At 76.0% G+C, this 25,558-nt stretch carries 24 protein-coding genes and 1 pseudogene; 17 read left to right on the forward strand and 8 right to left on the reverse strand.

Features of this window, described 5'->3' with window-relative positions:
- Positions 1–206: 206 nt before the first annotated feature.
- On the reverse strand, positions 207–1,043 hold the full coding sequence (locus CHB98_RS15585) for an IclR family transcriptional regulator (RefSeq protein ID WP_218822387.1): 837 nt from the start codon (positions 1,041–1,043) through the stop codon (positions 207–209).
- A 162-nt stretch (positions 1,044–1,205) separates the two neighbouring features.
- Between CHB98_RS15585 and CHB98_RS15590 the strand changes: the two genes are divergently transcribed.
- The 7 genes from CHB98_RS15590 (at position 1,206) to CHB98_RS15620 (ending at position 7,737) form a co-directional block, all read left to right on the forward strand.
- Positions 1,206–2,420 carry a CaiB/BaiF CoA transferase family protein gene (locus tag CHB98_RS15590; protein ID WP_089306525.1) on the forward strand — a complete coding sequence of 405 codons (1,215 nt, stop codon included), beginning with the start codon at positions 1,206–1,208 and terminating at the stop codon, positions 2,418–2,420.
- A 3-nt stretch (positions 2,421–2,423) separates the two neighbouring features.
- On the forward strand, positions 2,424–3,206 hold the full coding sequence (locus tag CHB98_RS15595; protein WP_089306526.1) for an enoyl-CoA hydratase-related protein: 783 nt from the start codon (positions 2,424–2,426) through the stop codon (positions 3,204–3,206).
- Positions 3,207–3,286: 80 nt separating this feature from the next.
- The gene (locus tag CHB98_RS15600; RefSeq protein WP_089306527.1) at positions 3,287–4,276 is read left to right on the forward strand and encodes a Bug family tripartite tricarboxylate transporter substrate binding protein; all 990 of its coding nucleotides are present in this window, start codon (positions 3,287–3,289) and stop codon (positions 4,274–4,276) included.
- On the forward strand, positions 4,273–4,833 hold the full coding sequence (locus CHB98_RS15605; protein ID WP_089306528.1) for a tripartite tricarboxylate transporter TctB family protein: 561 nt from the start codon (positions 4,273–4,275) through the stop codon (positions 4,831–4,833). The genes CHB98_RS15600 and CHB98_RS15605 overlap by 4 nt, the downstream gene beginning before the upstream one ends.
- 16 nt (positions 4,834–4,849) lie before the next feature.
- Positions 4,850–6,424 (forward strand): tripartite tricarboxylate transporter permease, encoded by a 1,575-nt coding sequence (locus tag CHB98_RS15610; RefSeq protein ID WP_089306529.1) that lies wholly within the window; start codon positions 4,850–4,852, stop codon positions 6,422–6,424.
- Positions 6,421–6,921: an AbrB family transcriptional regulator gene (locus tag CHB98_RS15615; protein ID WP_089306530.1), complete on the forward strand. Its 501-nt coding sequence runs from the start codon at positions 6,421–6,423 to the stop codon at positions 6,919–6,921. The genes CHB98_RS15610 and CHB98_RS15615 overlap by 4 nt, the downstream gene beginning before the upstream one ends.
- A gap of 45 nt (positions 6,922–6,966) precedes the next feature.
- On the forward strand, positions 6,967–7,737 hold the full coding sequence (locus CHB98_RS15620; protein WP_089306531.1) for a fumarylacetoacetate hydrolase family protein: 771 nt from the start codon (positions 6,967–6,969) through the stop codon (positions 7,735–7,737).
- 60 nt (positions 7,738–7,797) lie between these two features.
- Here the strand turns inward: CHB98_RS15620 and CHB98_RS15625 are convergent, their stop codons facing one another.
- Positions 7,798–8,454, reverse strand: coding sequence for a TetR/AcrR family transcriptional regulator (locus CHB98_RS15625; protein ID WP_245821212.1), 657 nt, complete (start codon positions 8,452–8,454; stop codon positions 7,798–7,800).
- Between the two features lie 93 nt (positions 8,455–8,547).
- Between CHB98_RS15625 and CHB98_RS15630 the strand changes: the two genes are divergently transcribed.
- The 8 genes and pseudogenes from CHB98_RS15630 (at position 8,548) to CHB98_RS15670 (ending at position 17,603) form a co-directional block, all read left to right on the forward strand.
- Positions 8,548–10,692: an acetate--CoA ligase family protein gene (locus CHB98_RS15630; protein WP_089306533.1), complete on the forward strand. Its 2,145-nt coding sequence runs from the start codon at positions 8,548–8,550 to the stop codon at positions 10,690–10,692.
- A 42-nt stretch (positions 10,693–10,734) separates the two neighbouring features.
- Positions 10,735–11,472 carry an enoyl-CoA hydratase-related protein gene (locus CHB98_RS15635; protein WP_089306534.1) on the forward strand — a complete coding sequence of 246 codons (738 nt, stop codon included), beginning with the start codon at positions 10,735–10,737 and terminating at the stop codon, positions 11,470–11,472.
- A gap of 73 nt (positions 11,473–11,545) precedes the next feature.
- Positions 11,546–12,679 carry an acyl-CoA dehydrogenase family protein gene (locus CHB98_RS15640; RefSeq protein ID WP_089306535.1) on the forward strand — a complete coding sequence of 378 codons (1,134 nt, stop codon included), beginning with the start codon at positions 11,546–11,548 and terminating at the stop codon, positions 12,677–12,679.
- On the forward strand, positions 12,676–13,737 hold the full coding sequence (locus CHB98_RS15645; protein WP_089306536.1) for an acyl-CoA dehydrogenase family protein: 1,062 nt from the start codon (positions 12,676–12,678) through the stop codon (positions 13,735–13,737). Before CHB98_RS15640 ends, CHB98_RS15645 begins: the two co-directional genes overlap by 4 nt.
- A pseudogene (locus CHB98_RS15650) lies at positions 13,734–15,146 on the forward strand (UGSC family (seleno)protein). Before CHB98_RS15645 ends, CHB98_RS15650 begins: the two are co-directional and overlap by 4 nt.
- Positions 15,143–16,168 carry a hypothetical protein gene (locus CHB98_RS15660; protein ID WP_089306538.1) on the forward strand — a complete coding sequence of 342 codons (1,026 nt, stop codon included), beginning with the start codon at positions 15,143–15,145 and terminating at the stop codon, positions 16,166–16,168. The pseudogene CHB98_RS15650 and the gene CHB98_RS15660 overlap by 4 nt, the downstream one beginning before the upstream one ends.
- On the forward strand, positions 16,161–17,195 hold the full coding sequence (locus CHB98_RS15665) for a hypothetical protein (RefSeq protein ID WP_089306539.1): 1,035 nt from the start codon (positions 16,161–16,163) through the stop codon (positions 17,193–17,195). Before CHB98_RS15660 ends, CHB98_RS15665 begins: the two co-directional genes overlap by 8 nt.
- A gap of 111 nt (positions 17,196–17,306) precedes the next feature.
- On the forward strand, positions 17,307–17,603 hold the full coding sequence (locus CHB98_RS15670) for a hypothetical protein (protein WP_089306540.1): 297 nt from the start codon (positions 17,307–17,309) through the stop codon (positions 17,601–17,603).
- A gap of 50 nt (positions 17,604–17,653) precedes the next feature.
- Here CHB98_RS15670 and CHB98_RS15675 read toward each other — a convergent pair whose 3' ends face one another.
- The 3 genes from CHB98_RS15675 to CHB98_RS15685 form a co-directional block, all read right to left on the reverse strand.
- Positions 17,654–18,727: a transglycosylase domain-containing protein gene (locus tag CHB98_RS15675; protein WP_089306541.1), complete on the reverse strand. Its 1,074-nt coding sequence runs from the start codon at positions 18,725–18,727 to the stop codon at positions 17,654–17,656.
- Positions 18,728–18,794: 67 nt separating this feature from the next.
- Entirely contained in the window at positions 18,795–19,592 is a 798-nt protein-coding gene (locus CHB98_RS15680) for a class F sortase (protein WP_245821214.1), read from the reverse strand.
- A gap of 70 nt (positions 19,593–19,662) precedes the next feature.
- Positions 19,663–20,055, reverse strand: coding sequence for an excalibur calcium-binding domain-containing protein (locus tag CHB98_RS15685; RefSeq protein WP_089306542.1), 393 nt, complete (start codon positions 20,053–20,055; stop codon positions 19,663–19,665).
- A 131-nt stretch (positions 20,056–20,186) separates the two neighbouring features.
- Here CHB98_RS15685 and CHB98_RS15690 point away from each other — a divergent pair, with 131 nt between their 5' ends.
- The gene (locus tag CHB98_RS15690) at positions 20,187–20,795 is read left to right on the forward strand and encodes a TIGR03086 family metal-binding protein (RefSeq protein ID WP_245821216.1); all 609 of its coding nucleotides are present in this window, start codon (positions 20,187–20,189) and stop codon (positions 20,793–20,795) included.
- Positions 20,796–20,879: 84 nt separating this feature from the next.
- On the opposite strand, the gene CHB98_RS15695 is transcribed toward CHB98_RS15690, so the two are convergent.
- The 3 genes from CHB98_RS15695 to CHB98_RS21745 all read right to left on the reverse strand — a co-directional run bounded on the left by CHB98_RS15695 (position 20,880) and on the right by CHB98_RS21745 (position 23,700).
- Positions 20,880–21,674, reverse strand: a complete 795-nt coding sequence (locus tag CHB98_RS15695) for a hypothetical protein (protein WP_143425107.1) — start codon at positions 21,672–21,674, stop codon at positions 20,880–20,882.
- A gap of 113 nt (positions 21,675–21,787) precedes the next feature.
- Complete coding sequence (locus tag CHB98_RS15700) at positions 21,788–22,369, reverse strand: DUF6318 family protein (protein WP_143425108.1); 582 nt, start codon at positions 22,367–22,369, stop codon at positions 21,788–21,790.
- 209 nt (positions 22,370–22,578) lie between these two features.
- Positions 22,579–23,700 carry a TolB-like translocation protein gene (locus tag CHB98_RS21745; RefSeq protein ID WP_089306546.1) on the reverse strand — a complete coding sequence of 374 codons (1,122 nt, stop codon included), beginning with the start codon at positions 23,698–23,700 and terminating at the stop codon, positions 22,579–22,581.
- A 159-nt stretch (positions 23,701–23,859) separates the two neighbouring features.
- Here CHB98_RS21745 and CHB98_RS15710 point away from each other — a divergent pair, with 159 nt between their 5' ends.
- Entirely contained in the window at positions 23,860–25,257 is a 1,398-nt protein-coding gene (locus tag CHB98_RS15710) for a DUF4407 domain-containing protein (protein ID WP_089306710.1), read from the forward strand.
- The last annotated feature ends 301 nt before the right edge of the window (positions 25,258–25,558 follow it).

The raw sequence follows: 25,558 nt of genomic DNA on the forward strand, positions 1-25,558 counted from the left end.
GCCGGTGTCCAGACCACTGGCCCCCTCGGTGGCCGGCACCACGCGCAGGGGCAACTCACCCCCGGGGTGGCGCAGGGACACGTCGGGGTCGCCGGCCGCCGGGCCGCTCGCAGACTCGCTCATGGGCCCGGGACGCTAGCCCCCTCAGGTGACGGGTGGTACGGCGACCCACGGGGGCGGCCTCCCGGCGGGCGCCCGCCCGGCCCTCACCGGCCCCCGGCCTGCTCCACCGCGGCCTCGACGGCGGCGGTCGCGGCGCCCAGCCCCTCGGAGACCTGCCAGGCCGCCCGCGCCACCCGGCGGCCCAGCTCCTCGGCCCGGGCGTCGTCCATCCGCACCGCCGGCACCGACACGCCCAGGGCGCCGACCACCGTCCCCGAGTGGTCGAAGACCGGCGCCGCGACCGCCCGGATGCCCGAGGTGCGCTCGGCGTTGGACCCGGCCCAGCCGCGGGCGCGGCTCCGGACCAGCTCGGCCCGCAGCGCCGCGGGGTCGGTGACGGTCCGCGGCGTGACCGCCTCGATCGGGCCGGCCAGGCAGCGCTCCTGCACGTCGCGGGGGAGCACCGACAGGATCGCCTTGCCCGGGGCGCCCAGCGGCAGGGCGATGGGGACGCCGATGTCGGTGTAGGTGCGCCGCAGCTCGTGGTGGCTCTCCACCTGGTCGACCACCACCCGCTCGCCGCTGGGCAGCAGCTCGTGCAGCCCGACGGTCTCGTCCACCTCGTCGCGCAGGGCGGTCATCACCGGGCGGGCGACGTCGCGGAGCGTGGTCGGCAGGGCCCCGCTGCGGGCCAGCTGGACCAGCAGCGGGCCGAGGCCGTAGCGGCGGTCGGTGGTCTGGCGCACCAGGTGGTTGGCCTGCATCGCCGCCAGCAGCCGGTGCGTGGTGGTCGTCGACAGGCCGGTGGCGCGGGCGATCTCGGAGATGCCGAGGGTCGGCCGGCGGGCGTCGAAGCAGCGCAGGATCGTCACCGCCCGGTCGATCGACTGCACGCCGTTGCGCACGGTTCCGGCCCCCTCGTGCGTCACACCGTCGGTCACCCCGCCTCCCATTGCGCCTCCTCCCGAGCCCCCGCACCGCCCCGCCCAGGATGCCCGCTCCTGGGCGGGTCACCCGGACGCGTCCCTTGACGTTGTGGCGCGCGTCACCCTACGGTCATCCCACCAATCGGAACCGTATTCCACATTGCGGGAAAGGACCTCATGCTCCCCCTCGACGGTTTCCGGGTGCTGGACCTGACCCGGTTCCTCTCCGGGCCCTACTGCACGATGGTGCTGGCCGAGTTCGGCGCCGACGTCGTCAAGGTCGAGCAGCCCGTCACCGGTGACGACTCCCGCCGCATGGCGCCCAAGGTGAACGGCGAGAGCTACCCGTTCGCGATGCCCAACCGGAGCAAGCGCAGCGTCTCCCTCGACCTGAAGTCCGACCGCGGCCGCGAGCTGTTCCACCAGCTGGCGCGCGGCGCCGACCTGGTCATCGAGAACTTCCGCCCGGGGGTGGCCGACCGGCTGGGCGTCGGCTTCGAGGCGCTGAAGGCGCTGAAGCCGGACCTGCTGTACTGCTCGATCAGCGGCTTCGGGCAGACCGGGCCGTACCGGGACCGGCCGGGCTTCGACATCATGGCCCAGGGCGTCGTCGGGTTCCTCCGGATGACCGGCGAGCCCGGCGGCAAGCCGGCCAAGGTCGGCATCGCGATCAACGACATCGCCGCCGGCGTGACCGCCGTGTACTCGATCATGGCCGCGGAGATGCACCGCCGGGCCACCGGCGAGGGCCAGTACATCGACATCTCGCTGGTCGACGCCGGCCTGGCCTGGACGGTGTGGGAGTCCGGGGCCTTCTTCGCCGACGGCGAGGTCCCGCAGCCCACCGGCACCCGGCACCGCCGCTCGACGCCGTACCAGGCCTACCGCACCGCCGACGGCTACGTGGTCATCGGCGCCAACAACGACCGGCTGTGGCTGCGCCTGGTCAACGACGTCCTGCAGCGGCCCGAGTGGGCGCAGGACCCGCGGTTCGCCACGCTGCCCGACCGCATGGCGCACATCGACGAGCTCGAGCGCGCGATCGAGGCGATCACGACCACGGCGACGACCGAGGAGTGGATCGACCGGCTGGACCGCGCCGGCGTCGTCGGCGGCCCGGTGCTCAGCTACGACGAGGCGCTGCAGGACCCGCACGTGCTCTCCCGCGACATGGTCGTCGACGTCACCCATCCGGTGATCGGCCCGATGCGCACCATCGGCCCGCCGACGAAGTTCTCCGGCCTGCACCCCGCCGTGCGCGGCCCGGCGCCGTGGCTGGGCCAGCACACCGCCGAGGTGCTGCGCGAGGCCGGCGTCGGCGACCACGACATCAAGGACCTGTTCACCGAGGGCGTGCTCTACGACGCCCACCCCGACCTGCAGGAGCGCTGACCCGTGTCCGACCACCTCCTCGTCGAGCGGCACGGCGCGATCGCCACCGTGGTGCTGAACAAGCCGGCCAGCCACAACGCGATCAGCATCGACATGTACCGGGACCTGCCCGGGCTGGTGGCCGGCCTGGACGCCGATCCGGGCGTCAAGGTCGTCGTCCTCCGCGGGGCCGGGCAGAAGTCCTTCGCCTCGGGGGCGGACATCTCCGAGTTCGAGCGGGAGCGGGGGAACGCCGAGGCCGCCCGCAACTACAACGAGCACGTCGCCGCGGCCGAGCGGGCGATCGAGGGGCTGTCCAAGCCGACCATCGCCATGGTCCACGGCTACTGCATCGGGGGCGGCGCCGGCCTGGCCCTGGCCTGCGACATCCGCTACGCCGACGAGCGGGCCCGCTTCGCGATCACCCCGGCCAAGCTCGGCCTGGTCTACAGCCTGGAGTCCACCAAGCGGGTGGTCGACCTCGCCGGCCCCTCGCGGGCCACCTGGATCCTCGTCTCCGGCCAGCAGATCCAGGCCCGGCGGGCGTTCGAGCTCGGGCTGTTCGACGAGCTGTACCCGGTCGAGGAGCTGGAGCCGGCCACCTACGAGTTCGCCGAGCTGATCACCACCCGGGCGCAGTTCAGCGTGCGCATGGGCAAGGAGATGGTGCGCCGCATCGTGGCCGGCCAGCTCGCCGACGACGAGGCCACCACGCACATCCGCAACTCCTCCTTCGACACCGACGACTACGCCGAGGGCGTCCGCTCCTTCCTGGCCAAGCGGCCCCCGAGCTTCCAGTGGTCGTGACCGGCGTGCCGCCCGCCCCCGACCCGGCCCACCCGTTGACCGCCCCGACCCCGGCAGAGTCGCCGGCTGGAGGTACTGCAGTGCGCATCTCGAAGCTGGCCGCCGTCACCGCGGCCGTCCTCACCATCCCGCTCGCCGCCTGCGGTGCCGGGGACTCCGGCAGCGGGGGCGGCGGGGCCGCCGCCGGGGAGTACCCGTCCGAGCCGCTGGACTGGACCATCGCGTTCGGCCCGGGCGGCGGCAACGACATCATGGCCCGCACCATCGTCGACATCCTCCAGCAGGAGGAGCTGTACCCGGAGAACATCGAGGTGCAGAACCGCGAGGGCGGCAGCGGGGCCACCGGCTGGGGCTACCTGCTCGGCCAGGCGGGCTCGGGCTACGGCATCTCCACGACGTCCGGCTCGTTCATCACCACACCGCTGCAGGCCGACACCGGCTGGCAGCCCACCGACTTCACCCCCGTCGGCCTGTTCGCCACCGACGACGCCCTCATCCTGGTCCCCGGCGACAGCCCGATCCAGAGCTGGGAGGACTGGGTGGCCGCCGCCCAGGCCGACCGGCTGGTCGTCGGCGGCATCGGCACGGTGAACGTGGACTTCATCGTCAGCTCGCTGCTGGCCGAGCAGTCCGGCTACGAGGTCGAGTACGTGCCCTTCAACGAGGAGGGCCAGCTGCAGACCTCGCTGCTGTCCGGTGCCGTCGACGCGATGGTGTCCAACCCCGGCTCGATCCTCGGCCAGGTGGAGGCCGGCGAGATGCGGCCGCTGATCACCACCGCCGACGAGCGGCTGGACGTGCTGCCCGACGTCCCGACCACCGAGGAGCTGGGATTCGAGAACATCCCCTCCATGCCGCGCGGCATGATCCTGCCGCCGGACGCCCCCGCCGAGGCGCAGGAGTGGTGGATCGAGACGATGCAGCAGGTCGTCGAGACCGAGCAGTGGCAGTCCTACATCGAGGACAACTACCTCACCGAGGACCTGCGCTGGGGCGAGGACTTCCGCACCTACCTCACCGACACCCAGGAGCAGTTCCGCACCATCCTCGAGGAGCAGGGCGCGCTGTGACCGCCGCTCCCTCCAGGGAGTCCCGCCCGGTGGGGCGGGGCGGCCGGCGCCGCCCCACCGGTCGGTCCCTGTTCCTCGGCGTGCTGCTGGTCGTGGTGGCCGGGTACACGCAGATGGCCTTCGAGCTGGAGTGGCGGACGGCGGCCGGCCGCATCGGCCCGGGCTTCTTCCCCCGGGTCATCGGCATCGCGGCGCTGGTCATCCTGCTCTGGGCGCTGGTCACCAGCCTGCGGCCCGGCGCCGTGGACGGCGAGGACGACGCGGGGGGCACCGGGGCGGCCGGCGACGAGGAGGCCGGGGACGCCGACCTGGGCCGCCACCCGGTCCCGCTGCTGCTGGTGCTCGCCACCGCGGTGGTGTTCCTGCTGGTGTTCTTCATCCCGCTGGGGATGGTCGTCAGCTGCGCGCTCTTCCTGCTGGTGACGCTGTTCCTGCTCAACCGCCGCCACCCGGTCACCAACGTCGTGGTCGCCCTCGCCGTCCCGCTGCTGGTGTACCTGCTGTTCCAGTCGGTCCTCAACGCCGGGCTGCCCGCGGGCCTGCTGCCGCGCTTCTGACGGGAGACACACCGCCGTGGACGTCTTCAACGATCTCGGCCAGGGCATCCTGGCCCTGCTCACCGTGCAGAACATCCTGCTGCTCGGGGCCGGCGTGCTCATGGGCATGGTCGTCGGCGTCATGCCCGGGCTCGGGCCGTCGGCGGGCCTGGCCATCCTGCTGCCGATCACCTTCACCCTGGACCCGACCGGTGCGGTCGTCATGCTCGCCGCCGTCTACTACGGCGCCATGTACGGCGGCACGATCACCTCGGTGCTGATCAACACGCCGGGTGAGTCCGCGACGGTGGCCAGCACGTTCGACGGCTACCCGCTGGCCAAGCAGGGCCGCGCGGGGCCGGCGCTGGTCATGGCGGCGATCGCCTCCTTCGTCGCCGGCACCATCGGCGCGGTCCTCATCAGCGTCGCCGCACCGGCGACGGCCGCGGTGGCGGCCACCTTCGGCCCGCCCGAGCTGTTCCTCGTGGTGATCCTGGGGCTGCTCACCCTCATCGTCATCGTCGGCAAGAACCGGCTGCTCGGGGCGCTGTCGGCGCTGCTCGGCTTCGGGCTGGCCACCGTCGGCATCGACATCGGCGGCGGCCAGCAGCGCTACACCTTCGGCTCCACCGAGCTGATCAACGGCATCGACTTCATCCCGGTCGCCATCGGCCTGTTCGGCGTCGGCGAGGTGCTGCACACGCTGTGGCGCGGCGGCCACCTGGAGCGGCTCGGCTACTTCAGCGTCAGCTCCCGGTCGAAGGGCTTCTGGCCGACCCGGGCCGACCGCCGGGAGTCCCGCGGCCCCATGCTGCGCGGCTCGTTCCTCGGCTTCCTCGTCGGCACCACGCCCGGCGCCGGCGCCACCGTCGCCTCGCTGATGTCCTACAACCTGGAGAAGTCGATCTCCAAGACGCCGGAGAGGTTCGGCAAGGGCGCCATGCCCGGGCTGGTCGGCCCCGAGGCGGCCAACAACGCCGCGTCGGCCGGCGCCATGGTGCCGCTGCTGACCCTCGGCATCCCCGGTTCGGCGGCCACCGCCGTGCTCATCGGCGGGTTCCTCATGTGGGGCCTGCAGCCCGGGCCGCTGCTCATGCAGCAGAACCCGGAGTTCGCCTGGGGCCTGATCGCCAGCATGTACCTCGGCAACGTGATGCTGCTGCTGGTCAACGTCTTCTGCATCCCGGCGTTCGCCAGCATCGCCCGGGTGCCGTTCCGGGTGCTCGCGCCGATCATCCTGGTGGTCTGCGTGGTCGGGACCTTCACCGTCAACGGCAGCGTCATCGAGGTCGGCATCATGCTGGCCTGCGGCGTCCTCGGCTTCTTCATGCGCCGCTACGGGATGTCCCCGGCGGCACTGGTCATCGCGCTCGTCCTCGGCCCGCTCGGTGAGGAGACGCTGCGCCAGACGCTGCTCATCTCCGACGGCAGCTGGGTGGTCTTCCTGCAGCGCCCGACGTCGGTGGTGCTGCTCGCGGTGATGGCCGTCCTGGTCGCCGTCCCGCTGCTCGTGCCGCACCTGCGCCGCCTGGTGCGGGCCCGGCTGGAGGCCGTCGGCCGCCAGCGCCGGGAGGCCGAGCAGCCCGAGCCGCGCGACCGGACGACGGTGTGAACCTGGCCTCGCTGGCGACCACCCTGGTCGCCGCGCTGGCCGGCGCGGCGCTGGCCACCCTGCTCAAGCTGCCGGCCGCCCCGCTGCTCGGCGCCATGGTGGGCGTGGCCGTCGTCAAGCTGAGCAGCTCGCTCACCTTCGAGATCCCCCGGGTGGGGCAGTGGGTCGTCTACTGCGCGGTCGGGTGGCTGCTCGGCCAGACGGTGACCCGCGGCGCGCTGTCCGCCCTCAAGGACCACGCGGTGGCCGTCGTCGTCTGCGTGGTGCTGTTCCTCGTCTTCGGCCTGGCCCTGGCGTGGGGGCTGTGGCGGTTCACCGGCCTGGACGTGCACACCGCGCTGCTGGCCACCGCGCCCGGCGGCATCGCCCAGATGGGCGCGCTGTCGGCCGCCGCCAACGTCAACGCCCCGCTGGTGCTGTGCGTGCACGTGCTCCGGATCACCTCGGTCATCGTGCTGATGAGCCTGGGCCTGAAGCTGTTGGGCGAGCGGCCGTGACCGGCATGATCGGCCCCACGGCACCCGACCGCTGAGGAGAACACCGTGCGCATCGCCCGCTACACCCCGGCCGCCGGCGGCCCGGCGTCCTACGGCCTGGTGGAGGGCGACGGCGCGGACGCCGTCGTCGTGCGGCTGGACGGCGACCCGTTCGACGGCGTCCGGACGACGGGGGAGCGCACGCCGCTGTCCGGCGTCCGGCTGCTCGCCCCCGTCGCGCCCAGCAAGGTGCTGTGCCTGGGCCGCAACTACGCCGAGCACGCCCGCGAGCTGGGCAACGAGGTGCCGGAGATCCCGGTCGTCTTCGCCAAGTTCTCCACCTCCGTGGTCGGCCCGGACGCCGAGGTGCCCTACCCGCCGGACACCGAGAACCTGCACTTCGAGGGCGAGCTGGCCGTCGTCATCGGCCGGGAGTGCACCCGGGTGCCGGCCGACCAGGTGCCCGGCGTCGTGCTCGGCTACACGGTCGCGAACGACCTGACCCTGCGGGACATGCAGCGCGCCGAGAAGCAGTGGACCCGCGCCAAGGGCTTCGACCGCTCGTGCCCGCTGGGTCCCTGGGTGGAGACCGAGCTCGACCCCGGGGCGCTGGCGCTGCGGACGACGGTGAACGGCGAGGTGCGCCAGGACGGCACGACCGCCGACATGCTGCTCGACGTCGCCGCGTGCGTGTCCTGGGTGAGCCAGACGATGACGCTGCTGCCCGGGGACGTGGTGCTCACCGGCACCCCGGCCGGGGTGGGCCCGCTGCAGGCCGGCGACGAGGTCATGGTGAGCATCGAGGGCATCGGCTCGCTCGCGACCCGCATCGTGTGATCCCCGGCTGAGTGCGGGTCGCCACGCAGGACAGGTCGGTCGGGCCGCCGGCGGCGGGCGTCAGCCGCGGGCGGGCAGGCCGAGGGCCTGGGCCCACAGCCGGGTGAGCGTGGCGACCACGCGCTCCTGCTCGAACCCGCCGTCGAGCACCAGCCAGTAGTGCACCAGCCCGTTGACCATGGCGACGAGGGCGTGCGCGCTGTACTCCGCGTCCAGGTCGGCGGCGACCAGGCCGTCGCGCTGCAGCTGCTCGATGCTGTGCCGGACCCGGCCGACCATGCGCTCGCGGGCGGCCCGGCGCAGCGCCCGCACCTCCGGGTCGAACGTGGTCACCTGCTCGAACAGCGCCATGAGGGCGGTGTTCTCCCGGTACATGGCGACGAACCGGCGGTTGGCCGCGTCGATGCGCTGCCGCGCGACGGCGGCCGGGCTGCCGTCCGGCGGGCCGCCCTCGCCGGCGGTGCCCAGGGAGGCGTAGAGGTCCTCCATCGTCTCGGCCACCAGCGCCCGGAAGACCGCGGTCTTGGACCCGAAGTAGGTGTAGAAGCTGCCGTGCGCGGCGCCGGCGGCCGCGGAGATGTCGGTGACCCGGGCGTCCAGGAAGCCGTCGCGCTCGAACACCTCGCGGGCGGCGGCCAGCAGCCGGGCCCGCATCCGGCGGCCGCGCTCGGTCGTGGGCAGCGCGGCCGCGTCGGCCTGCGGACCGGGTCGGGGCACGCGGCACCTCCTGCGCCTGGCCGTTGACATCGACGTCGGTGTCAACTTAGCTGCACGGAGTCCACCTGTCGTCCCCCGAGGAGGCGTCCTGCGATGACCGCGCCTCCGCCGGGCCGGCAGGACGACGGGCTGGGCGCGCTGCTGCGGCCGCGGGGGATCGCGCTGCTCGGCATCTCCGGCCGGCCGGAGAACCTGATGTCCCGGCCGCTGCGCTACCTCGTCGAGCACGGCTACGCCGGCGGCCTCTACCCGGTCAACCCCAACTACGCCGAGCTCGTCGGGCAGCCGTGCTACCCGGCGCTGGCCGACGTGCCGGGCCCGGTCGACCTGGTGCTCGTCCTGGTCGCCGCCGAGCGGGTGGAGGACGCCGTCCGGCAGGCCGCCGCGGCCGGCGCGAGGGCGGCGGTCGTCTACGCCTCCGGGTTCGCCGAGGTCGGCCCCGCGGGGGTGGCGCTGCAGCAGCGGCTGGCCGCGGTGGCCCGGGAGACCGGCGTCCGGGTGGTCGGGCCGAACTGCCAGGGCTTCCTCTACGCGCCCACCGGGGTGGTGGCCACCTTCACCGCCGCCGCCGACCGGCCGCTGGCCTCCGGCAGCGGGGTGGCCTACGTCGGGCAGAGCGGCGCGGTCGGCGGCTCGGTGCTCGACCTGGCCACCGACATGGGCCTGGGCCTGGAGGCGTGGTTCAGCACCGGCAACCAGGCCGACCTGGACCTCACCGAGGTCTCCGCGCACCTGCTGGCCGACCCGGCGGTGCGGGTGCTCATGCTCTACGTCGAGGCCACCGGCGACGGCGCCGCGTACGCCGAGCTGGCCCGCCGCGCGCAGGCGGCCGGCAAGCGCCTGGTGGTGCTGCGTTCGGGCCGGTCGTCGGCCGGCCGCCGGGCGGTGGCCAGCCACACCGGCTCGATGCTCGGCGACGACGTCGCCTTCGTGCTCACCTCGCAGCGGTACGGCGTCACCCTGGTCGACGACGTCGACGAGCTGCTCGCCGTCGCCGCGGTGCTGGCCGCCGGGCGGCCGGCGGAGGGACCGCGGGTCGCCGTCGTCACCACCTCCGGCGGGGCCGGCAGCCTGGCCGCCGATCAGTGCGCGGACGTCGGCCTGCAGCTGCCCGAGCTGTCCGCGGCCACCCAGGCCCGGCTGCGCCCGCTCATCCCACCCTTCGGCGCGCTGGCCAACCCGGTCGACGTCACTGCCCAGCTGTTCAACCGCGGTGCACAGGCCTTCGGCGACGTCTGCCGGATCATCGCCGAGGACGACGCGGTCGACGTCGTCGCCGTCCTGGTGACCATGGTCGTCGGCGAGGCCGGTGCCCGGCTGGCCGAGGATCTCGTCGCCACCGCGGCCGCGCTGCCCTGCCCGCTGCTGGTCGGCTGGATCGCCGGGCAGGAGCTCACGGTGGAGGGACGGCGGGTGTTCCGCGAGGCCGGCGTCCCGGTGTTCGGCTCGGTCGGCGACCTGGCCCGCGTCGCTGCCCGGCTGGCCCCGCCCCGGTCGCCGGGCACCCCGCCGCCGCTGCCGCCGGTCCCGGAGCTCCCGGCTGCCGCGGTGCGCGCGCTGCTCGACGCCCCCGTGGTGGACGGCGCGGCGCTGCTGCGGGCGGTCGGCATCGCCCAGCCGTCCTCGGTCCTGGTCACCGACCCGGAGGCGGCGCGCGACGCGGTCGCCGCGCTGCCCGGCCCGGGCGTGCTCAAGCTGGCCGCCGCGGACCTGGCGCACAAGAGCGAGGTCGGCGGCGTGCGGGTGGGCGTCGGTCCGGACGCCGCGGCCGCCGTGTTCACCGAGCTGCTCGCCGCCGCGCGGCGGCACCACGTGCCCGGCGTCGAGGGGGTGCTCGTGCAGGGGCTCGTCCCGCCGGGCACCGAGCTGGTCCTCGCCGTCACCGCGGGGCGCGACGGCTTCCCGCCGGTGGTCACGGTGGGCCTGGGCGGGGTCACCACCGAGCTGTACCGCGACCTCGCCTCCGCGCTGGCGCCGGTGAGCCCCGAGGAGGCGTGGGCGATGCTGCGCCGGCTGCGGGCCTGGCCGCTGCTGGCGGGGTTCCGCGGCGCCGAGCCCGCCGACGTGCCGGCCGCGGTGGACGCCGTGGTCCGGCTGTCGCAGGCGGCGCTGGCCGCCGGCGACCGGCTGGCCGAGTTCGAGGTCAACCCGCTGATCGTCGGCCCCCGCGGGCGCGGCGCCACCGCCGTCGACGTCCTCGTCCGCACCACCGGCTCCCGCGAGCCGGTGGGCGAGTAGCCCCCGACCCCGATCGACGAGCAGAGAGGCAGGACACCCGGCGTGGGACAGATCCAGTTGGAGCGGCACGGCGGCATCGCCGTGCTCACCGTCGACAACCCCGACGTGAAGAACGGCCTCACCCCCGAGATGGGGCTGCAGCTGTCGGAGCTGTGCGACGAGGTGGACGCCGACCCGGCCATCGGCGCCGCCGTCGTCCGCGGCGCGGGCGGCACCTTCTGCTCCGGCGCGGACCGGCGGCGCTGGACGGCCGGCGCCGACCAGGCCGAGGACCGGACGTACAAGGAGCTCGGCGCGGTCTACACCGCCTTCCGCCGGGTGGGCACCCTGCAGGTGCCCACCATCGCCGCGGTGCGCGGCGCCGCGGTCGGCGCGGGCATCAACCTCGCCCTGTCCACCGACCTGCGCGTCGTCTCGCAGACCGCCCGGCTGCTGGCCGGCTTCCTGCGCATCGGCCTGCACCCCGGCGGCGGCTACTTCACCATCAGCAGCCGGACGGCGGGCCGCGAGGCCACCGCCGCGATGGGCCTGTTCAGCGAGGAGGTCGACGGCGTGCGCGCCGCCGAGATCGGCCTGGCGTGGAAGGCGGTCCCCGACGAGCAGGTCGAGGACCTCGCGATGGAGCTGGCCGGCCGCGCGGCGAAGGACCCGGAGCTGGCCCGCGAGGCGGCCCGCTCGTTCCGCACCGAGGCCGGTCCGCCCGGGATCGGCTGGGAGGCCGCGCTGCACTTCGAGCGGGCCACCCAGATGTGGTCCCAGCGGCGGCGCGAGACCGCCTGAACCGCCTGACCCCGAACCCCCGCCGGGTCGGCGACGTCACCCGGCCCGGCGGGGCTCCCCCTGGAGGGACGCCATGCAGTTCGCCCCCACCGCGCTCACCCCGGACGAGGAGGCCCTGCGCGCCGAGGTGCGCGAGTTCCTCGCCGCCGAGCTGCCCGCCGGGCACCGCCCCGCACTGGGCTTCGCCGGCCGGCACGACCCGGAGTTCTCCCGCACGCTGGCCAAGCGCGGCTGGGTCGGCATGGCCATCCCGCCGCGCTACGGCGGGCACGGGCGCAGCGCCGTCGACCGGTTCCTCGTCGCCGAGGAGCTGCTCGCCGCCGGCGCACCGATCGGCGCGCACTTCGTCGCCGACCGGCAGACCGCCCCGGCGCTGCTGCACTTCGGCACCGAGGAGCAGCGGCAGCGGTTCCTGCCCGGCATCGCCGCCGGCGAGCTCTACTTCTCCCTGGGCATGAGCGAGCCCGACTCCGGCTCCGACCTGGCCTCGGTGCGCACCCGCGCCACCCGGGCCGACGGCGGCTGGACGGTCACCGGCACCAAGGTGTGGACCAGCGAGGCCCACCGCAACCACTTCTTCGCCGTCCTGTGCCGGACCTCGCCGATGGAGGAGGGCCGCAAGCACGCCGGGCTGTCCCAGCTGGTCGTCGACCTGGCCGCGCCGGGCGTGCGGATCTCGCCCATCCCGTACCTGGACGGCAGCCACCACTTCAACGAGGTGGCCCTGGAGGACGTGTTCGTGCCCGACGACATGGTGCTCGGCGAGCTGGGCAGCGGCTGGGCCCAGGTGACCAGCGAGCTGGCCTACGAGCGCGCCGGACCCGACCGCTGGCTGTCCACCTTCCCGGTGCTGCGCGCCTGGCTGCGCGAGCGCCCGTCGGTGACCGACGCCGACGCCGCCGTGCTCGGCCGGCTGGCCGCCCGCGCCCGGGCGATCCGGCACCTGTCGCTGTCGGTGGCCCGTGCGCTGGACCGCGGGCAGGCGCCGGTCGTGGAGGCGGCGCTGGTCAAGGAGGTCGGCACCCGCTTCGAGCAGGACCTCGTCGCCGCGCTCCGGGACGCCGCCGAGACCGAGCTGGACCAGGGCGCGGACTCACTGTTCGCGTCGCTGCTCGCCGAGGCGGTCATCACCTCGCCGTCCTACACGCTGCGCGGCGGGACCAACGAGGTGCTGCGCTCGGTCGCCGCGAAGGCGCTGACGGCATGAGCGGGGACCGGGAGATGCTGACCGAGGTCGCCACCGGCCTGTTCGGGGACCTGTGCACCCCGGAGGACGTCGTCGCCGCGGAGGCCACCGGCTGGAGCGAGCGGCTCTGGACGGCGCTGGCCGAGGGCGGCTTCCCGCTGGTGTCGGTGCCCGAGGAGGCCGGCGGCTCCGGCGGGGACGTCGCCGACGCCTGCGCGCTGCTCGCCGTCGCCGGCCGGTTCGCCGCCCCCGTGCCGCTGGCCGAGACCGGGCTGCTCGGCGGCTGGGCGCTGGCCGCGGCCGGCCTGCCGCTGCCCGCCGGGCCGGTGTCGGTGGCGGTCGGCGCGCCCGGGGACACCGTCGCGCTGCGCGGCGGGCGGTTCTCCGCGCGGCTGTCCCGGGTGCCGTGGGGCGGGCGCAGCGAGCGGGTGGTGGCGTTCGCCGACGACGGCGGGCGGCGGGTCGTCGTCTCCGCGCCCACCGCCGCCGCGACGGTGACGACCGGGCGGAACCTGGCCGCCGAGCCGCGCGACACCCTGGTGTGGGACGACGTCGAGCTGCCCGCCGACGCGGTGGGCCCCGCGCCGGACGGCGTGGACCCCGGCGCGCTGCGGCTGCGCGGCGCGCTGGCCCGGGCCGCCCTGATCGCCGGCGCGCTGGCGCGGGTCACCGAGCTGACCGTGCGCTACACCGGCGAGCGGCAGCAGTTCGGCCGGCCGATCGCCCGCTTCCAGGCGGTGCAGGCGCACCTGGTCACCATCGCCGAGGAGGCCGAGCTGGCCGGCCTCGCCGTCCGGGTGGCCGCGCTGAACGCCCGCCCGGACCCGGCCTTCGACGACGTCGCGGCGGCCAAGGCGGCGGCCGGCGAGGCGGCGACGGTCGCGGCGCGGGCCACCCACCAGGCGCACGGCGCGATCGGCATGACCAAGGAGTACGAGCTCGGCCAACTCACCCGCCGGCTGTGGTCGTGGCGCGACGAGTTCGGCAGCGAGCGGCACTGGAGCCGGGAGCTCGGCCGCCGGCTGGCCGCCGAGGGCGCCGATGCGCTGTGGCCCAGCATCGCGCGGGGGCCGGCGTGAGCGCCGACTGGGACGTCGCCGTCGTCGGCGCCGGCGCCGCCGGGCTGACCGCGGCGCGGGTCGCGGCCGGGGCGGGGCTGCGGGTGGTGGCCTACGAGCGGCTGGGCCCGGGCGGGCAGCTGGTCAACCTCACGACGCTGCACGACCACCCCGGCGGCACCGGCCCGGAGCTGACCGCGGCGCTGACCGCCGCGGCCGAGGGCGCCGGGGTGCGCCTCGCGTACGCCGAGGTGACCCGCGTGCAGCCGGGCCCGCCGACGCGGCTGACGACGTCGGAGGGCGAGGTGACCGCCCGGGTCGTCGTGGTCGCGGCCGGGCTCTCGCCCGGGCGGCTGGGGCTGCCCGGGGAGGCGGAGCTGGCCGGGCGCGGGGTGTCCACCTGCGCCGCCTGCGACGGGCCGCTGTTCCGCGGCCGCCCGGTGGCCGTCGTCGGCGACGACGAGTGGACGGCGACCGAGGCCCTCGAGCTGGCCGGTCACGCCACCGCGGTGACCGTGCTGGTGCCCGGGGAGCCGCGCTGGTCGGCGGCGCGGGACCGGCTGCTGGCGGCGCAGCAGCGGGTCGAGGTGCTGACCGGCGCGGCGGTGACCGCACTGCGCGGGGAGGGCGCGCTGTCCGGCGTCGCCGTCCGCACCGCCGACGGGGAGCGGGAGCTGGCCGTCGCCGGGGTGTTCCCGTTCGTCGGCCGGCGCGGTCCCGGGGGCCTGGTCGAGGGGCTGGCCGCCGACGCCGACGGCCGGCTGGTGCCGTCGGCCGGCGTGCTCGTCGCCGGGGACGCGCGGGCCGGCGCGGACCAGACGCTGGCCGCCGCGGAGGCCGACGGGCGCGCCGCAGGGGAGGCCGCGGTCGCGGCGCTCGCCGCCGGTGCCGGGTCGCTGCGGGTCGTCGACCCGACGCACGGCGTGCGGCCCGAGCCGGCCGGTGCCGGCGCCGTTGCCGCCAGCACCGCGGCCTGGACCGACGTGGCGCTGTTCACCAACTCCAAGCCGAACGCCACCGAGCTGCTGCGCGGCCTGGGCGGGCGGCTGCAGGCGCACTGGGCGCTGCCCGAGCTGGGCTTCGCGGCCAAGGAGAGCGCCTCGGTGGCGGCCGATCCCGACCAGATCGACTGGCTGGCCCAGCGCTTCAAGATGGTGCTGGTGGCGGTCGGCGACTAGGGCTCCTGCTCGTCGTGGAGTCTCCACGACTCGGTGGAACTGGAGCGGCGCGGCGTCGTGGCACCCCTGGTGGTGACCGAGACGTTCCTGCCGCTGGTGCAGGCGCAGGCCCGCGCGCGGCGGGTGGACCCGCGGCTGCTCGTCGTCCCGCACCCGGTCGGCGGCCTGACCCCGGACGAGCTGGCCGGCCGGGTCGAGGGCGCGGCCGGCGACCTGCTGCGGATGGCCGACGAGGCGAGGGGGCGGCCGTGACCGCGGTGCTGGACCTGCCCGGCGTGACCGAGGAGAGCTGGCAGGAGGAGGCGCACCGCCGCGGCTGGGGCGACGGGCTGCCACTGGTGGCCCCGACCCCGGCCCGGGTCGAGGCGGCCCTGGCCGCGCTGGACGGCGTCGACCTGGAGCTGGGGCCGCTGCCGCCGTCCGGGCTGGTGCCCACCCGGGAGAGCCTCGCGGCCAACGCGGTCATGGCCGGCTGCCGCCCGGGCGACCTGCCGGTGGTGCTCGCCGCCGTCCGCGCGCTGCAGGCACCGGAGTACAACCTGCACGGCGTGCTGGCCACCACCCACCCGTGCGCGCCGATGGTGGTCGTCAACGGGCCGGTGCGCGGCGCGCTGGGCATCAACTCCGGCGGCAACTGCCTGGGCCAGGGCACCCGGGCCAACGCCGTCATCGGCCGGGCGGTGCAGCTGGTGACCACCCACGTCGGCGGCGCGCGGCCCGGCGTCCTGGACCGCGCCACCCAGGGCGGCCCGGCGAAGTACTCGTTCTGCTTCGGCGAGAACGAGGAGGACAGCCCGTTCCCGCCGTTCTCGGTGCGCCGCGGCTTCGCGCCGGGGGAGTCGGTGGTGACGGTCGCGGCCTGCGAGGGCCCGCACAACGTCAACGACCACGGGGCGACGACGGCCGAGGACCTGCTGCTCACCATCGCCGGGGTGATGGCCCAGCCCGGGTCGAACAACGTGTACGTGCGGGGCCCGCACTTCCTGGTGCTCGGCCCGGAGCACGCGGCCACGTTCGCCCGCGACGGCTGGACCGCCGAGGCGGTGCGCGACACGCTGTGGGAGCGGGCGCGGATCCCGGTGTCGCACGTGTCGGAGGCCAACCAGCGGCAGTTCGCCGACTGGGGGGTGCTGCCCGACGGCGACGCCTATCCGGTCAGCACCGGCCCGGAGATGCTGCACGTGCTGGTGGCCGGCGGAGCGGGGAAGCACTCGGCGTGGGTCCCGTCGTTCGGGGCCACCGCCGCGGTGTCGCGCGCCGTGCCCGGTGGCTGACCTCCCGCTGGTCGCCGCCGACGCCGACCCCGCCGCGGTGACGGCCGACCTGCTGGCCGCGGGGCACGGCGACGGGCTGCCGGTGGTGCCGCCGACCGCCGCCCGCCTGGCGGCGGTGCTGGCCGGCGTCGCCGGCCCGGACGCCGTCCTGGGCCCGGTGCCGCCGCTGTTCGGCGAGCTCACCGTGCGCGGGGTGGCCTGGTACGCGGTGCTCGCGGGGTGCCCGGCCGCGGCGCTGCCGGTGGTCGTCGCGGCCTGCCGGGCGGCGCTGCGGCCGGAGGTCAACCTGCTCGGCCTGGCGACGACGACCGGGGCGCCGGCGGTCGGTGTGCTGGTGCACGGGCCGGTCGCCCGCCGGATCGGCATGACCTCGGGCGCGGGCGGGCTGGGCACCGGCACCGCGGTCAACGCCGCGGTCGGCCGCGCGGTGTCGCTGGCGCTGGCCGGGGCCGGTGGCGCGCGGGCCGGGCTGACCGACATGGCGACGATCGGCTCGCCCGCGAAGTACACGTGCTGCACGGCGGAGGCGGCCCGGCCGCTGCCCTCGCTGGCCCAGCGCCGCGGGCTCGGGGTGGACGTCGACGCGGTGACCGTGGCCGGGGTGGGCGGGCCGGTCGAGGTGCTGCCGGGGGAGGGGTACCGCGAGCCGCCGTCCGTGCTGGGCCCGGCCGCGGCGGCGATGGCGGGGCTGGCGCTCGCGGCCGGGGACCCGGGGCGGGCCGGCCGCGGCGAGCAGTTCCTGCTGCTGCCGCCGGAGCTGGCCGCGCTGTGCGGCGAGCAGGGCTGGGGCGCCGACCGGATCGCCGGGCACCTGTTCGCGGAGGGCAGCGCGCTGCTGCGGGCGTGGGCGCCGTCCGTGGCCTTCCGCGCGGACGTGCCGGCCTACGCGGCGGGCGACCTGCGGGTGGCCGGCTGCGCCGACGACGTCCGGGTCGTGGTCACCGGCGGGCCGGGGGTCAAGATGGCGCTGCTGCCCACCTGGAGCGGCGGCTCCCGCTCGGTGACCGCCGCCGTCCGCCCGCTGTGAGCCGTGCGGGCGGTCGCAGATGACGAACCGGTGTCATCGGCCGCCGTCCCGCATGCCCACCGGCTGCGCGGGCAGCCGGTGGGGAGCGGTTCGAGCACAGGAGGACGTGGGATGCGCAGGACGCGACGGTGGCTGACCGGGACGGTGCTCGCGGTGGGCCTGGGGCTGACCGGCTGCAGCGACAGCTCCGCGGGGGACCCCGCGGGTGACGCGGTGCCGGGCGAGGAGGCCGACAGCGCCGGGGACGCCGACCGCGTCGACGGCGGCGAGGGGGACGCGGACGGCATCGACCGCGACACCGGCGGCATCGACGACGACGACACCGACCCGGAGCAGCCCGAGGACGACGTCACGCCCGACGTGCCCGCGAGGGGGGACGACTCCGGCGACCTCAGCAACGACAACTGAGCCCGGACGTCCGGCGTCCCTCCGGCGGGCCCCCGCCCCGGGAGGTCCCGCTACGCGGTGCCCTCCGCGGCGATGAGCTCGGTGACCGCGTCGGGCCGGGTCGAGCAGTCGTCGCCCGAGGCCGGCTGCTCGGAAGCCAGCCCCGTGATCCCGGCGTCCTCGACCGGCTGGAAGCCGAGCCGCTCGATGTGCCGCGGCACCCGGTTCTGCGCGTTGACCACGTGCGACCGGGACAGCCATCCCTTGCCGTCGGCGACGTCGAAGTCCAGCCCGCCGCCGGGCGCCCGCTGCACGTGGCCCGGGGAGGGCAGCAGCCCGACCAGCTGGACGGCCTGGTCGACCGGCAGCTCCTGCGGCGGGGTGTCGAAGTAGTACCAGCTGGCGGCGCAGACGCCGTAGAGCGCCGGGCCGAACTGGGCGTGGTTGACGTAGAGCTCGAGCATCCGGCGGTCGTCGACGACCAGGGCCAGCTCGGCGGCGAGCCCGGCCTCCAGCGCCTTGCGCCAGGCGCTCATCTCCTGGTTGAGGAACAGGTTCTTGGCGACCTGCTGCGGGATCGTCGAGCCCGACGGGTCCTCCCGGCCGGCGAGGTGCGCCTGGGCGCGGTCCCACATGGCCTCCCAGCTGACCGCGCCGGCGCGGTAGGGCAGCTCGGCGTCCTCGTGGGCGATGACGGCGGCGAGGAAGTTGCGGGAGACGTGCTCGACGGGCACCGACTGCTGGATGGCGCCGGCTGGGTTGGCCGCCATGAAGGCGGTCGTCGGCGGGTCCACCCAGCGCAGGGAGACCATCACCAGCGCCTGGGCGACGAGGCCGACGGCGAGCACCCTGGCCACCCGCCGGCCCAGCGTGCGGCGCGAGCGGGACGGCCGGTCGGCCTCGGGGCGCCGCTCGTCGCGGTCGGACCGCCCGGCGCCGGGGCGGCGGAACCGGTTCCACCGCTGCTCCCCCGGCGGGGCGCCGTATCCGTGGGCGCCGTCGTGCCACGGCTCCTGGACCGGGCGGGAGAGGACCGGGCCGTCGTCCTGGGCCGGCCGGCCGTCGTCGTACCGGTCGGAGGAGGTGCGGCCGCGGCTCCGGCGGGATCGGGCGGCGGGCCAGCGGTCCGGCGGCACGTGCGGCATGGGTCGGTGCTCTCCCTGGTGGACGCGAACCGTCATGGTACGGCGGCGCAGCGTGAGATCCGGGGCGTCAGCCGGTGAGGTGCGCGAAGACGACGACGTTGTCCGCGTAGTCGCCGGTGTCCTCGTCGAAGGCGCCGCCGCAGGTGATCAGCCGCAGCCCGGCGTGGTCGAGGTCGCCGTAGACGGCCTCGCTGGGGAAGGCGTCCTTGGGGTGCTCCTCGACCCGGTCGACGGCGAAGACGGCGGTGCTGCCGTCGGCGCGGTCGACCTCGACCGTGTCGCCGGGCAGCAGCTCGGTCAGGCCGGCGAACGCCCCGGGCTCGCCCTCCCAGTCGACGTGCCCGGCTAGCACGGCGGGTCCCAGCCGCCCGGGGGTGGGGCTGCGGTCGTACCAGCCGACCGGGTAGGCGCCCGGCGGGACCTGCATCGAGCCGTCCCGGCGCAGGCCCAGCTCCATGACGGCGGAGGTGACCCCGAGGGCGGGGATGCGGACGGCCGTCGGCGGGCTCGCCGGCAGCTGGCGGACGGCGGCGACCGGTGCGGCGGCCACGGGCGCCGGGGGCTCGGCGGGCAGCTCGACGGGGGCGGCGGCGACCCGGTGCACCGGGTCGGCGGCGGGGCCGAGCGCGAGGACGCCGGTGCCGACGGCGGCGAGGAGGACGGAGGCCGCGGACCAGGCGAGGACGGCGCGGGGCGTGCGCTGCCGGTGCCGGCCGTAGCGGGTGACGCGGGGCGGGCGGGCGAGCAGTGCCTCGACGTCCGCGGGGGCCGGCGGAGGCGGCGGTGGCGGGTAGGCGCCGACGATGCGGACCGCGCCGTCGGCGCTCCCGCGCAGCCGGATGGCCAGCGTGCCGGTGCCGGGCACGGCTCCGCCCGCCCCGGCCGGGTGCGGGCAGGGGCGGGCGGGGAGCGGGCGTCGCGGCACGGCCCGCCGGTCAGCCGGAGGTGCGCGGGCTGCGGCGGGCGGCGACGGCCGCGCCACCGGCGGCGGCCAGCGCGACACCGCCGAGGACGACGGGCAGCACGCTGCCGTCCTCGGCGGCGCTGCCGTCCCCGGCAGCCACGGCGCCGGCCGGACGGGTGGTCACCTGGGTGCCCGTGGTGGTGCCGGTGGCCGGCGCGGCCGCGTAGACGTGGTCCTCGCAGGCGAGGCCGTCGCCGTCGGCGTCCAGCCGCTCGGGGTCGCCGGGGGCGGCCTCGAGGGCGGCCTGGGCGTCGGCCCGGGTGGTGAAGTCGGGGCAGTCGCGGTCGATCGCGGCGTGCGCGGTGCCGGCGGTCCCGAGGGTGAGGAGGGCGGTGACGAGGACACCGGCGGCGGTGCGGCGCATGGGTTCTCCCGGGTGAGGTGAGCGAGTGATCACTGTGACCGGTGCGTCACCCGATGAGCACGCAGCGACATCCTGGAACCTGGGCGTCCGCTTCGGCAGGTGCTGCCAGGCCGACACGCACGGACACGCCGGTGAGTCCGGGGCCGCCGGCCGGTCTGCCCTGCATGGAGACGGTGGAGTTCGACCTGGATCCGCAGGCGGCCGAGGTGGCCCGCGTGGTGGCGGGCGTCCGGGACGACCAGCTCGGCGACCCGACGCCCTGCGCGGGCACCCCGGTGGCGGGGTTGCTCGCGCACCTGGCGGGGCTCGCGGCCGCGTTCCGGGCGGCTGGGGAGAAGACGCCCATGGCCGGGCAGGCGTCCCTGTCGCCCGACGGCCTGCCGCCGGACTGGCGCACCCGGATCCCCGCGGAGCTCGACGGGCTGGTCGTGGCGTGGCGGCGCCCGTCGGCGTGGGAGGGGACCGCGGAGGCGGGTGGCGTGACGATGCCGGCGCCGGTGGCCGCGGCCGTGGCGCTGGACGAGGTGCTGGTGCACGGCTGGGACCTCGCCGTGGCCACCGGTCAGGAGTATGCGGCGGACCCGGGGTCGGTGGCGGCGTGCACGGGGTTCGCCGCCGAGGCCGCCGCCCAGGGGCCCGTGCCGGGGCTGTTCGGCCCGCCGGTGCCCGTGTCGGACGGCGCCCCGCCGCTGCACCGGCTGCTCGGCCTCACCGGCCGCGACCCGGGGTGGCGGCCGTGACCGTGCGGGCCCGCTCTGCCGGCGGTCTCCGAGCTCTGCGGGCCCGATCCCGCCGGCAAGGCGTGGATCGCGCCGGCAGAGCGGTCAGTCGTAGGGGTTGACGAGGACGGGTCTGGCCTCCAGGACGTCGAAGGTGACCGGTGGGCCGTCGGTGGTGGTCGTGCCCGGGACGTCGGCCGGCGCGCCTCCGTCGACGGTGTAGGTGCCGGTCCAGGTGGTGGTGAGCGAGGACGTGTAGGTGCCGCTGCGGTAGTCGTGGCTGACGCTGTGGTCCGGCCAGGGCGCGCCGGGGTCGGAGCTCACCAGGTCAGTGCCGTCGCCGGTGTGCCAGGTGAAGCTGCTCGCGGTGGCGACGATGTCGACGTCGAAGCCGCGGATGTCCAGGTCGAAGGTCTGCGTGGTCGGGCCGTCGGTGTGGAACACGACGGGCAGCCCGGACAGGCCGTCGCCGGGCGGCTGCTGGCGGGTGGGCAGCTCGGGTAGCGGGAGGGTGCGGAAGTAGCGGTACACCTCGTCGGGGCTCGGCGGCGGGTTCAGCGCAGTGATGTCGATGCAGGCCCGCAAGAGGGTGTCCCACTGCCCAACGGGTGTGCCAGGAGGCTGACCGCCCGTCGGGAAGCCGTCCACGGTGCGGTCGCCGGGCAGGACGAGCCGGCGCTGCTCGACGACGAAGTCCTCGACCACCCGGTCGGGCGGCGCGGGGCACTCGCGGAAGTCGGCGGCACCACAGGCGCCGGCTTCCTGGTCGCTGATGGCGCACGGCTTGGTCAGCCGGTAGGTCCAGGGCTGGTCGGCCGGGGCGCTGCTAGACGCAGTCCACCCACCACCACTGGACCCGCTGACGTAGGACGCGGTGAGGGCACTTGGTGCAGCACCCACCTCGGGACACAGGGTGTTGCTGCAGCCGCCGCCAGCAGCGGACGCCGGCGAAGCGAATACCCACGCCACCACGAAAGCGTTCAGGACCACGGTCGCGTAGTACGGCAATCGGCTCATCCGACTGTGAAGTCCTGCATGAGCCACGTCTGGCGGGTGTCGTCCCACCGGAGACCAATGCCGGCGTACATCTCGGGTATCTCATCCGACGATTCGTCCGACAGCACGGTCCCAGACCCGTCTCGGACGACCAGTGGCGTCTGGCCGACATAGAGCGGGACTGAGGCCTCCCCATCCCCCATCACCGGAGCCAGAACATTGCCGATGACGACCTGGCCGCCTTGATAGTCGTGGCCCAGGGCAGCGTGCTCTTCCACATTGGTCGCGATGCGGTTGCAGTCGCGGCACCCGTCGCTGAACTCGCGCAGCGGCGCGGCGTCCATGACGGTCGACGTGCGGTTGATCAGGTCGATGTAGTAGCGCACGAACGCCTGAGCGCCCTCCGGGGTCTGTGCGCGGGCCTCGTCGGGCATGGGGAGGTCCGGCGGCCCGAGCGGTGGCAGGGCGGCGGCGCTCGTCGGGGGTGCCGCGCTCGCCGGGGGCAGGGTCGCGCTGGCCTCCTGGCGCTCCGAGCACCCGGACAACAGTGCCGTCCCCACCAGAGCCACAGCCGCTGCCGTCCGCAGTTGATCACGCACGGCGAGCACGATAGCCAGATCGGCCCCCGCGCGAGGGCACGCCTGGGGACAGCGGACCCGATCAGGCGACCGCGACCGCGAGCGTCCACTCCCGGACCCGATGTTGATCATGGTCTTGTTGCTCGCGACACGCTCCGACACGCTGTGGCGACCGGGCACAGTCCCATGATCAACACAAGAGGGGGTTCCGGTCCAGCGGGCGACCGCCGTCAGCCGACCAGGAACGCGGTGGCCTGCGGGCCGTCGCCGTCGATGCACGACCCCGTGACCACCAGGCCGCCGTCCGCACCGACCGCCGCGACGTCGCCCAGCACGCCGGCCCCGCCGCACAGGGACACCGTGGCCGCGCGCTCGCCGCTGGTCAGGTCGACGACGACCAGCTCGGCGGGGAACAGCAGGTCGGCCTGCGGCACGAGCGCGGTGCCTCCGTCGGGGGACACGAGGACGTCCAGCGCTGAGTCACCCACCCCCTCGAGGTCCACCGAGCCGGTCACCTCGCCGTCCACCACGGTGACCAGCCGCCCCGTCTCGCGGCCCGCGCTGACGTAGGCGGTGGCCACGACGGTGCCGTCGGCGGTCACGTCCAGGTCGGCCGGCACGCCGACCGGGGCGTCGGGGGCCAGGTCGATCGGCTCGCCGACCGGCCGCAGGTTGGCGTCGTACCCGGCGAGCAGCGCACGCCCCTCGCCGGTCTCGACCAGCGCGGCCAGGGTGCCGTCCGGTCGGGAGGTGAGCGCGGTGACGGTCCCGGCGGGGACGACGGGCGCGGCGGTCCGGACGACGCCCGCGGCGAGGTCGACGGCGAGCAGCTGGGCCGGCCCGGGCGCGGTGAGGGTGAGCGCGGCGTAGAGCGTGCGCCCGTCCGGGGACAGCGCCGTGGTCGCGCGGTCGGGACGCTGGCCGAGGGCGGTGACCTTCGCCGGCCCGTCGGGCGGGACGGTGAGCAGCTGGTAGCCGGTGGTCGGGCCGGTGCCCGCCACGAGGAACGAGCCGTCGGGGAGGACGCTCAGCTCGGCGTCGTCCCCGACGGCGGGCACCTCCAGCAGCGTGGTCGCCGTCGGGCCGTCGTCCCCGGGGCCGACCTCGACCAGCCAGCCGCGCGTGCCGTCGTCCACCAGCAGGGCCACCGGGGTGCCGCCGGGGTCGGGGGCCAGGTCGAGCAGCCGGACGTCGCCGTCGACGGCGGCGTCGAGGTCGACCGCACCCAGCAGCGCGGGACCGCCGTCCGGGCCGCTGCGGGGGAGGGGCGAGTCGTCGTCCCCGCCGCCGGTGCACGCGGCGGCGGCGAGCACGACGGCGAGGACCGCGGCGGTGCGGCGGACGCGGGGCATCACGGCTCCGGGGTGGGCAGACGCCGAGCGTCCGCTGTGACGGGTGGTGCGGCAACTCGGTGGTGACCAGCCGCACCGTGCCCCCGCGCCGTCGCCCTGCCGATGACGCAGGGGAGACGACGGACTGATCTCTACCCCCGTCGTCGGGGAGTGTGCTCGATGGCGGCTGTGCAGCGACGGATCGGTGACGGGCTGGCGGTGCTCGGAGGGGCGCGCCCCGACGTGCTGGAGGCGGCGCCCGGGGCGCGGCCGCGCTTCGTGGCGCTGGGCGGGGTCCTGCTCAGCACCGGCGGGCTGGCCGTGGTGTCCATGGCGTTCGCGGTGGCGATGGCCCTGGGCGTGTGGTGGCCGCTGGCCCTGCTGGTCGGCCTGGGCTGGGGCGCGGTCGTGGTCAACCTCGACCGGATGCTGCTGGTCGGGATGGCGCACGACGCCTCCCTCAAGCGCAACCTGGTGCTCGCCGTCCCGCGGATCGGCCTGGCGCTCATCCTGGGCGCGGTCATCGCGACGCCCCTCACCCTGCAGGTGTTCTCCGCCGAGATCGACACCGAGGTCAAGGCCATGCAGGCCGAGGACGCCGACGCCTACCGGGAGACGCTGGAGACCGACGCGCGGTTCGCCGGGCTGCCGCAGCTGCGCGAGGAGGTGGCGCTGCAGGAGTCGATCGTGGCCTCCGGCGGGGTCGCCGACCCGCAGCTGGCGGCCGTGCAGGGCGACGCGACGGCGGCCCAGCAGGCCTACGACGCGGCGCTGGCCACCCAGCGGGAGCTGGAGGCCCGGGCGCAGTGCGAGCTGGACGGCACCTGCGGCACCGGGGACGCCGGTACCGGCCAGGCCTACGTCGAGGCGCGGGCCGCCGCCGACGCGCAGGCCGGCGTCGTGGCCGCGGCGAAGTCGGCGCTGGACGCCACCACGGCGGCCGCCTCCGCGGCCGAGGGGCGCGCGGCCGGGCTGGCCGCCGCGTCGCTGGAGACCGACCGCGCGGAGCTGGCCCGGCTGACCGCCGAGCAGACCCGGCTGCAGACGGCGTTCGACGCCACCAACGAGGACGCCGACGGGATCCTCGCCCGGATGGAGGCCCTCGACCGGCTCGGCGACCGCAACACCACGCTGGCCCTCGCCCAGGTGATGCTGTCGCTGCTGTTCATGAGCATCGAGATCCTGCCGGTGCTGATGAAGCTGCTGCTGAACTTCGGCCCCCGCTCGGCCTACGACGAGCTGACCGCGCTGCGGGACTCCGGCGACGTGCAGATCGAGGCGATGCAGCGGGAGTCGCGGCTGGCCGTCGCCGCGGCGCGCGAGGAGATGCTCGTCATGGCCGAACAGGAGCGGATCGACCGGCAGAAGTCGGCCATCGTCGCCCGCCGCGAGGCCGCCGAGGCGGCGGCGCGGATCGAGCGCGAGGCGGCCGTCCGCGCCGCCGAGCGGGCCGCGGCGATGGCGCACGCGCCGGCCGAGGTGGCGCCGGAGGGCATGCGGCCGTGGGACACCGGCCCGCTCGGCCGCCTGCTGGCCGGCCGCCGCCGCCCGGCCGACCGCGTCCCGACGGGGGTCTGAGGAGACACCGCCGACGAGGGGCCCGGCTCACGGCTGGCCGCAGGCGCGCCGGTCGCCGTCCTCCTCCACGACGACGAGATGCAGGTCGTGGCATCACCAGCGGGAGGTGCCGGCCGTCCGCGCCGAACCGGGTGAGCCACGGGCTGCGGCGGTCGAACACCGGGGGGTCGAGCACGGTGGCGCACCGGCGGGTCAGCGCGAGCGGTGAGCGGACGGGGACCTCGGCGAGGGCGGGAGTGGGCACGCGGCCCACCGTGGCAGCGCCGGGGGGCCGGACCGCCGTCGTCCACAGGCCGCTGCG

Origin of the sequence: Geodermatophilus pulveris, assembly GCF_900188375.1 — a bacterium.
GTDB lineage: Bacteria > Actinomycetota > Actinomycetes > Mycobacteriales > Geodermatophilaceae > Geodermatophilus > Geodermatophilus pulveris.

Coding starts and splice junctions, on each gene's coding strand:
- CHB98_RS15630 (WP_089306533.1), top strand. CDS start 8,548: ATGACCGCGCCTCCGCCGGGCCGGCAGGACGACGGGCTGGGCGCGCTG.
- CHB98_RS15710 (WP_089306710.1), top strand. CDS start 23,860: ATGGCGGCTGTGCAGCGACGGATCGGTGACGGGCTGGCGGTGCTCGGA.
- CHB98_RS15675 (WP_089306541.1), bottom strand. CDS start 18,727: ATGCCGCACGTGCCGCCGGACCGCTGGCCCGCCGCCCGATCCCGCCGG.
- CHB98_RS15645 (WP_089306536.1), top strand. CDS start 12,676: ATGAGCGGGGACCGGGAGATGCTGACCGAGGTCGCCACCGGCCTGTTC.
- CHB98_RS21745 (WP_089306546.1), bottom strand. CDS start 23,700: ATGCCCCGCGTCCGCCGCACCGCCGCGGTCCTCGCCGTCGTGCTCGCC.
- CHB98_RS15685 (WP_089306542.1), bottom strand. CDS start 20,055: ATGCGCCGCACCGCCGCCGGTGTCCTCGTCACCGCCCTCCTCACCCTC.
- CHB98_RS15590 (WP_089306525.1), top strand. CDS start 1,206: ATGCTCCCCCTCGACGGTTTCCGGGTGCTGGACCTGACCCGGTTCCTC.
- CHB98_RS15640 (WP_089306535.1), top strand. CDS start 11,546: ATGCAGTTCGCCCCCACCGCGCTCACCCCGGACGAGGAGGCCCTGCGC.
- CHB98_RS15670 (WP_089306540.1), top strand. CDS start 17,307: ATGCGCAGGACGCGACGGTGGCTGACCGGGACGGTGCTCGCGGTGGGC.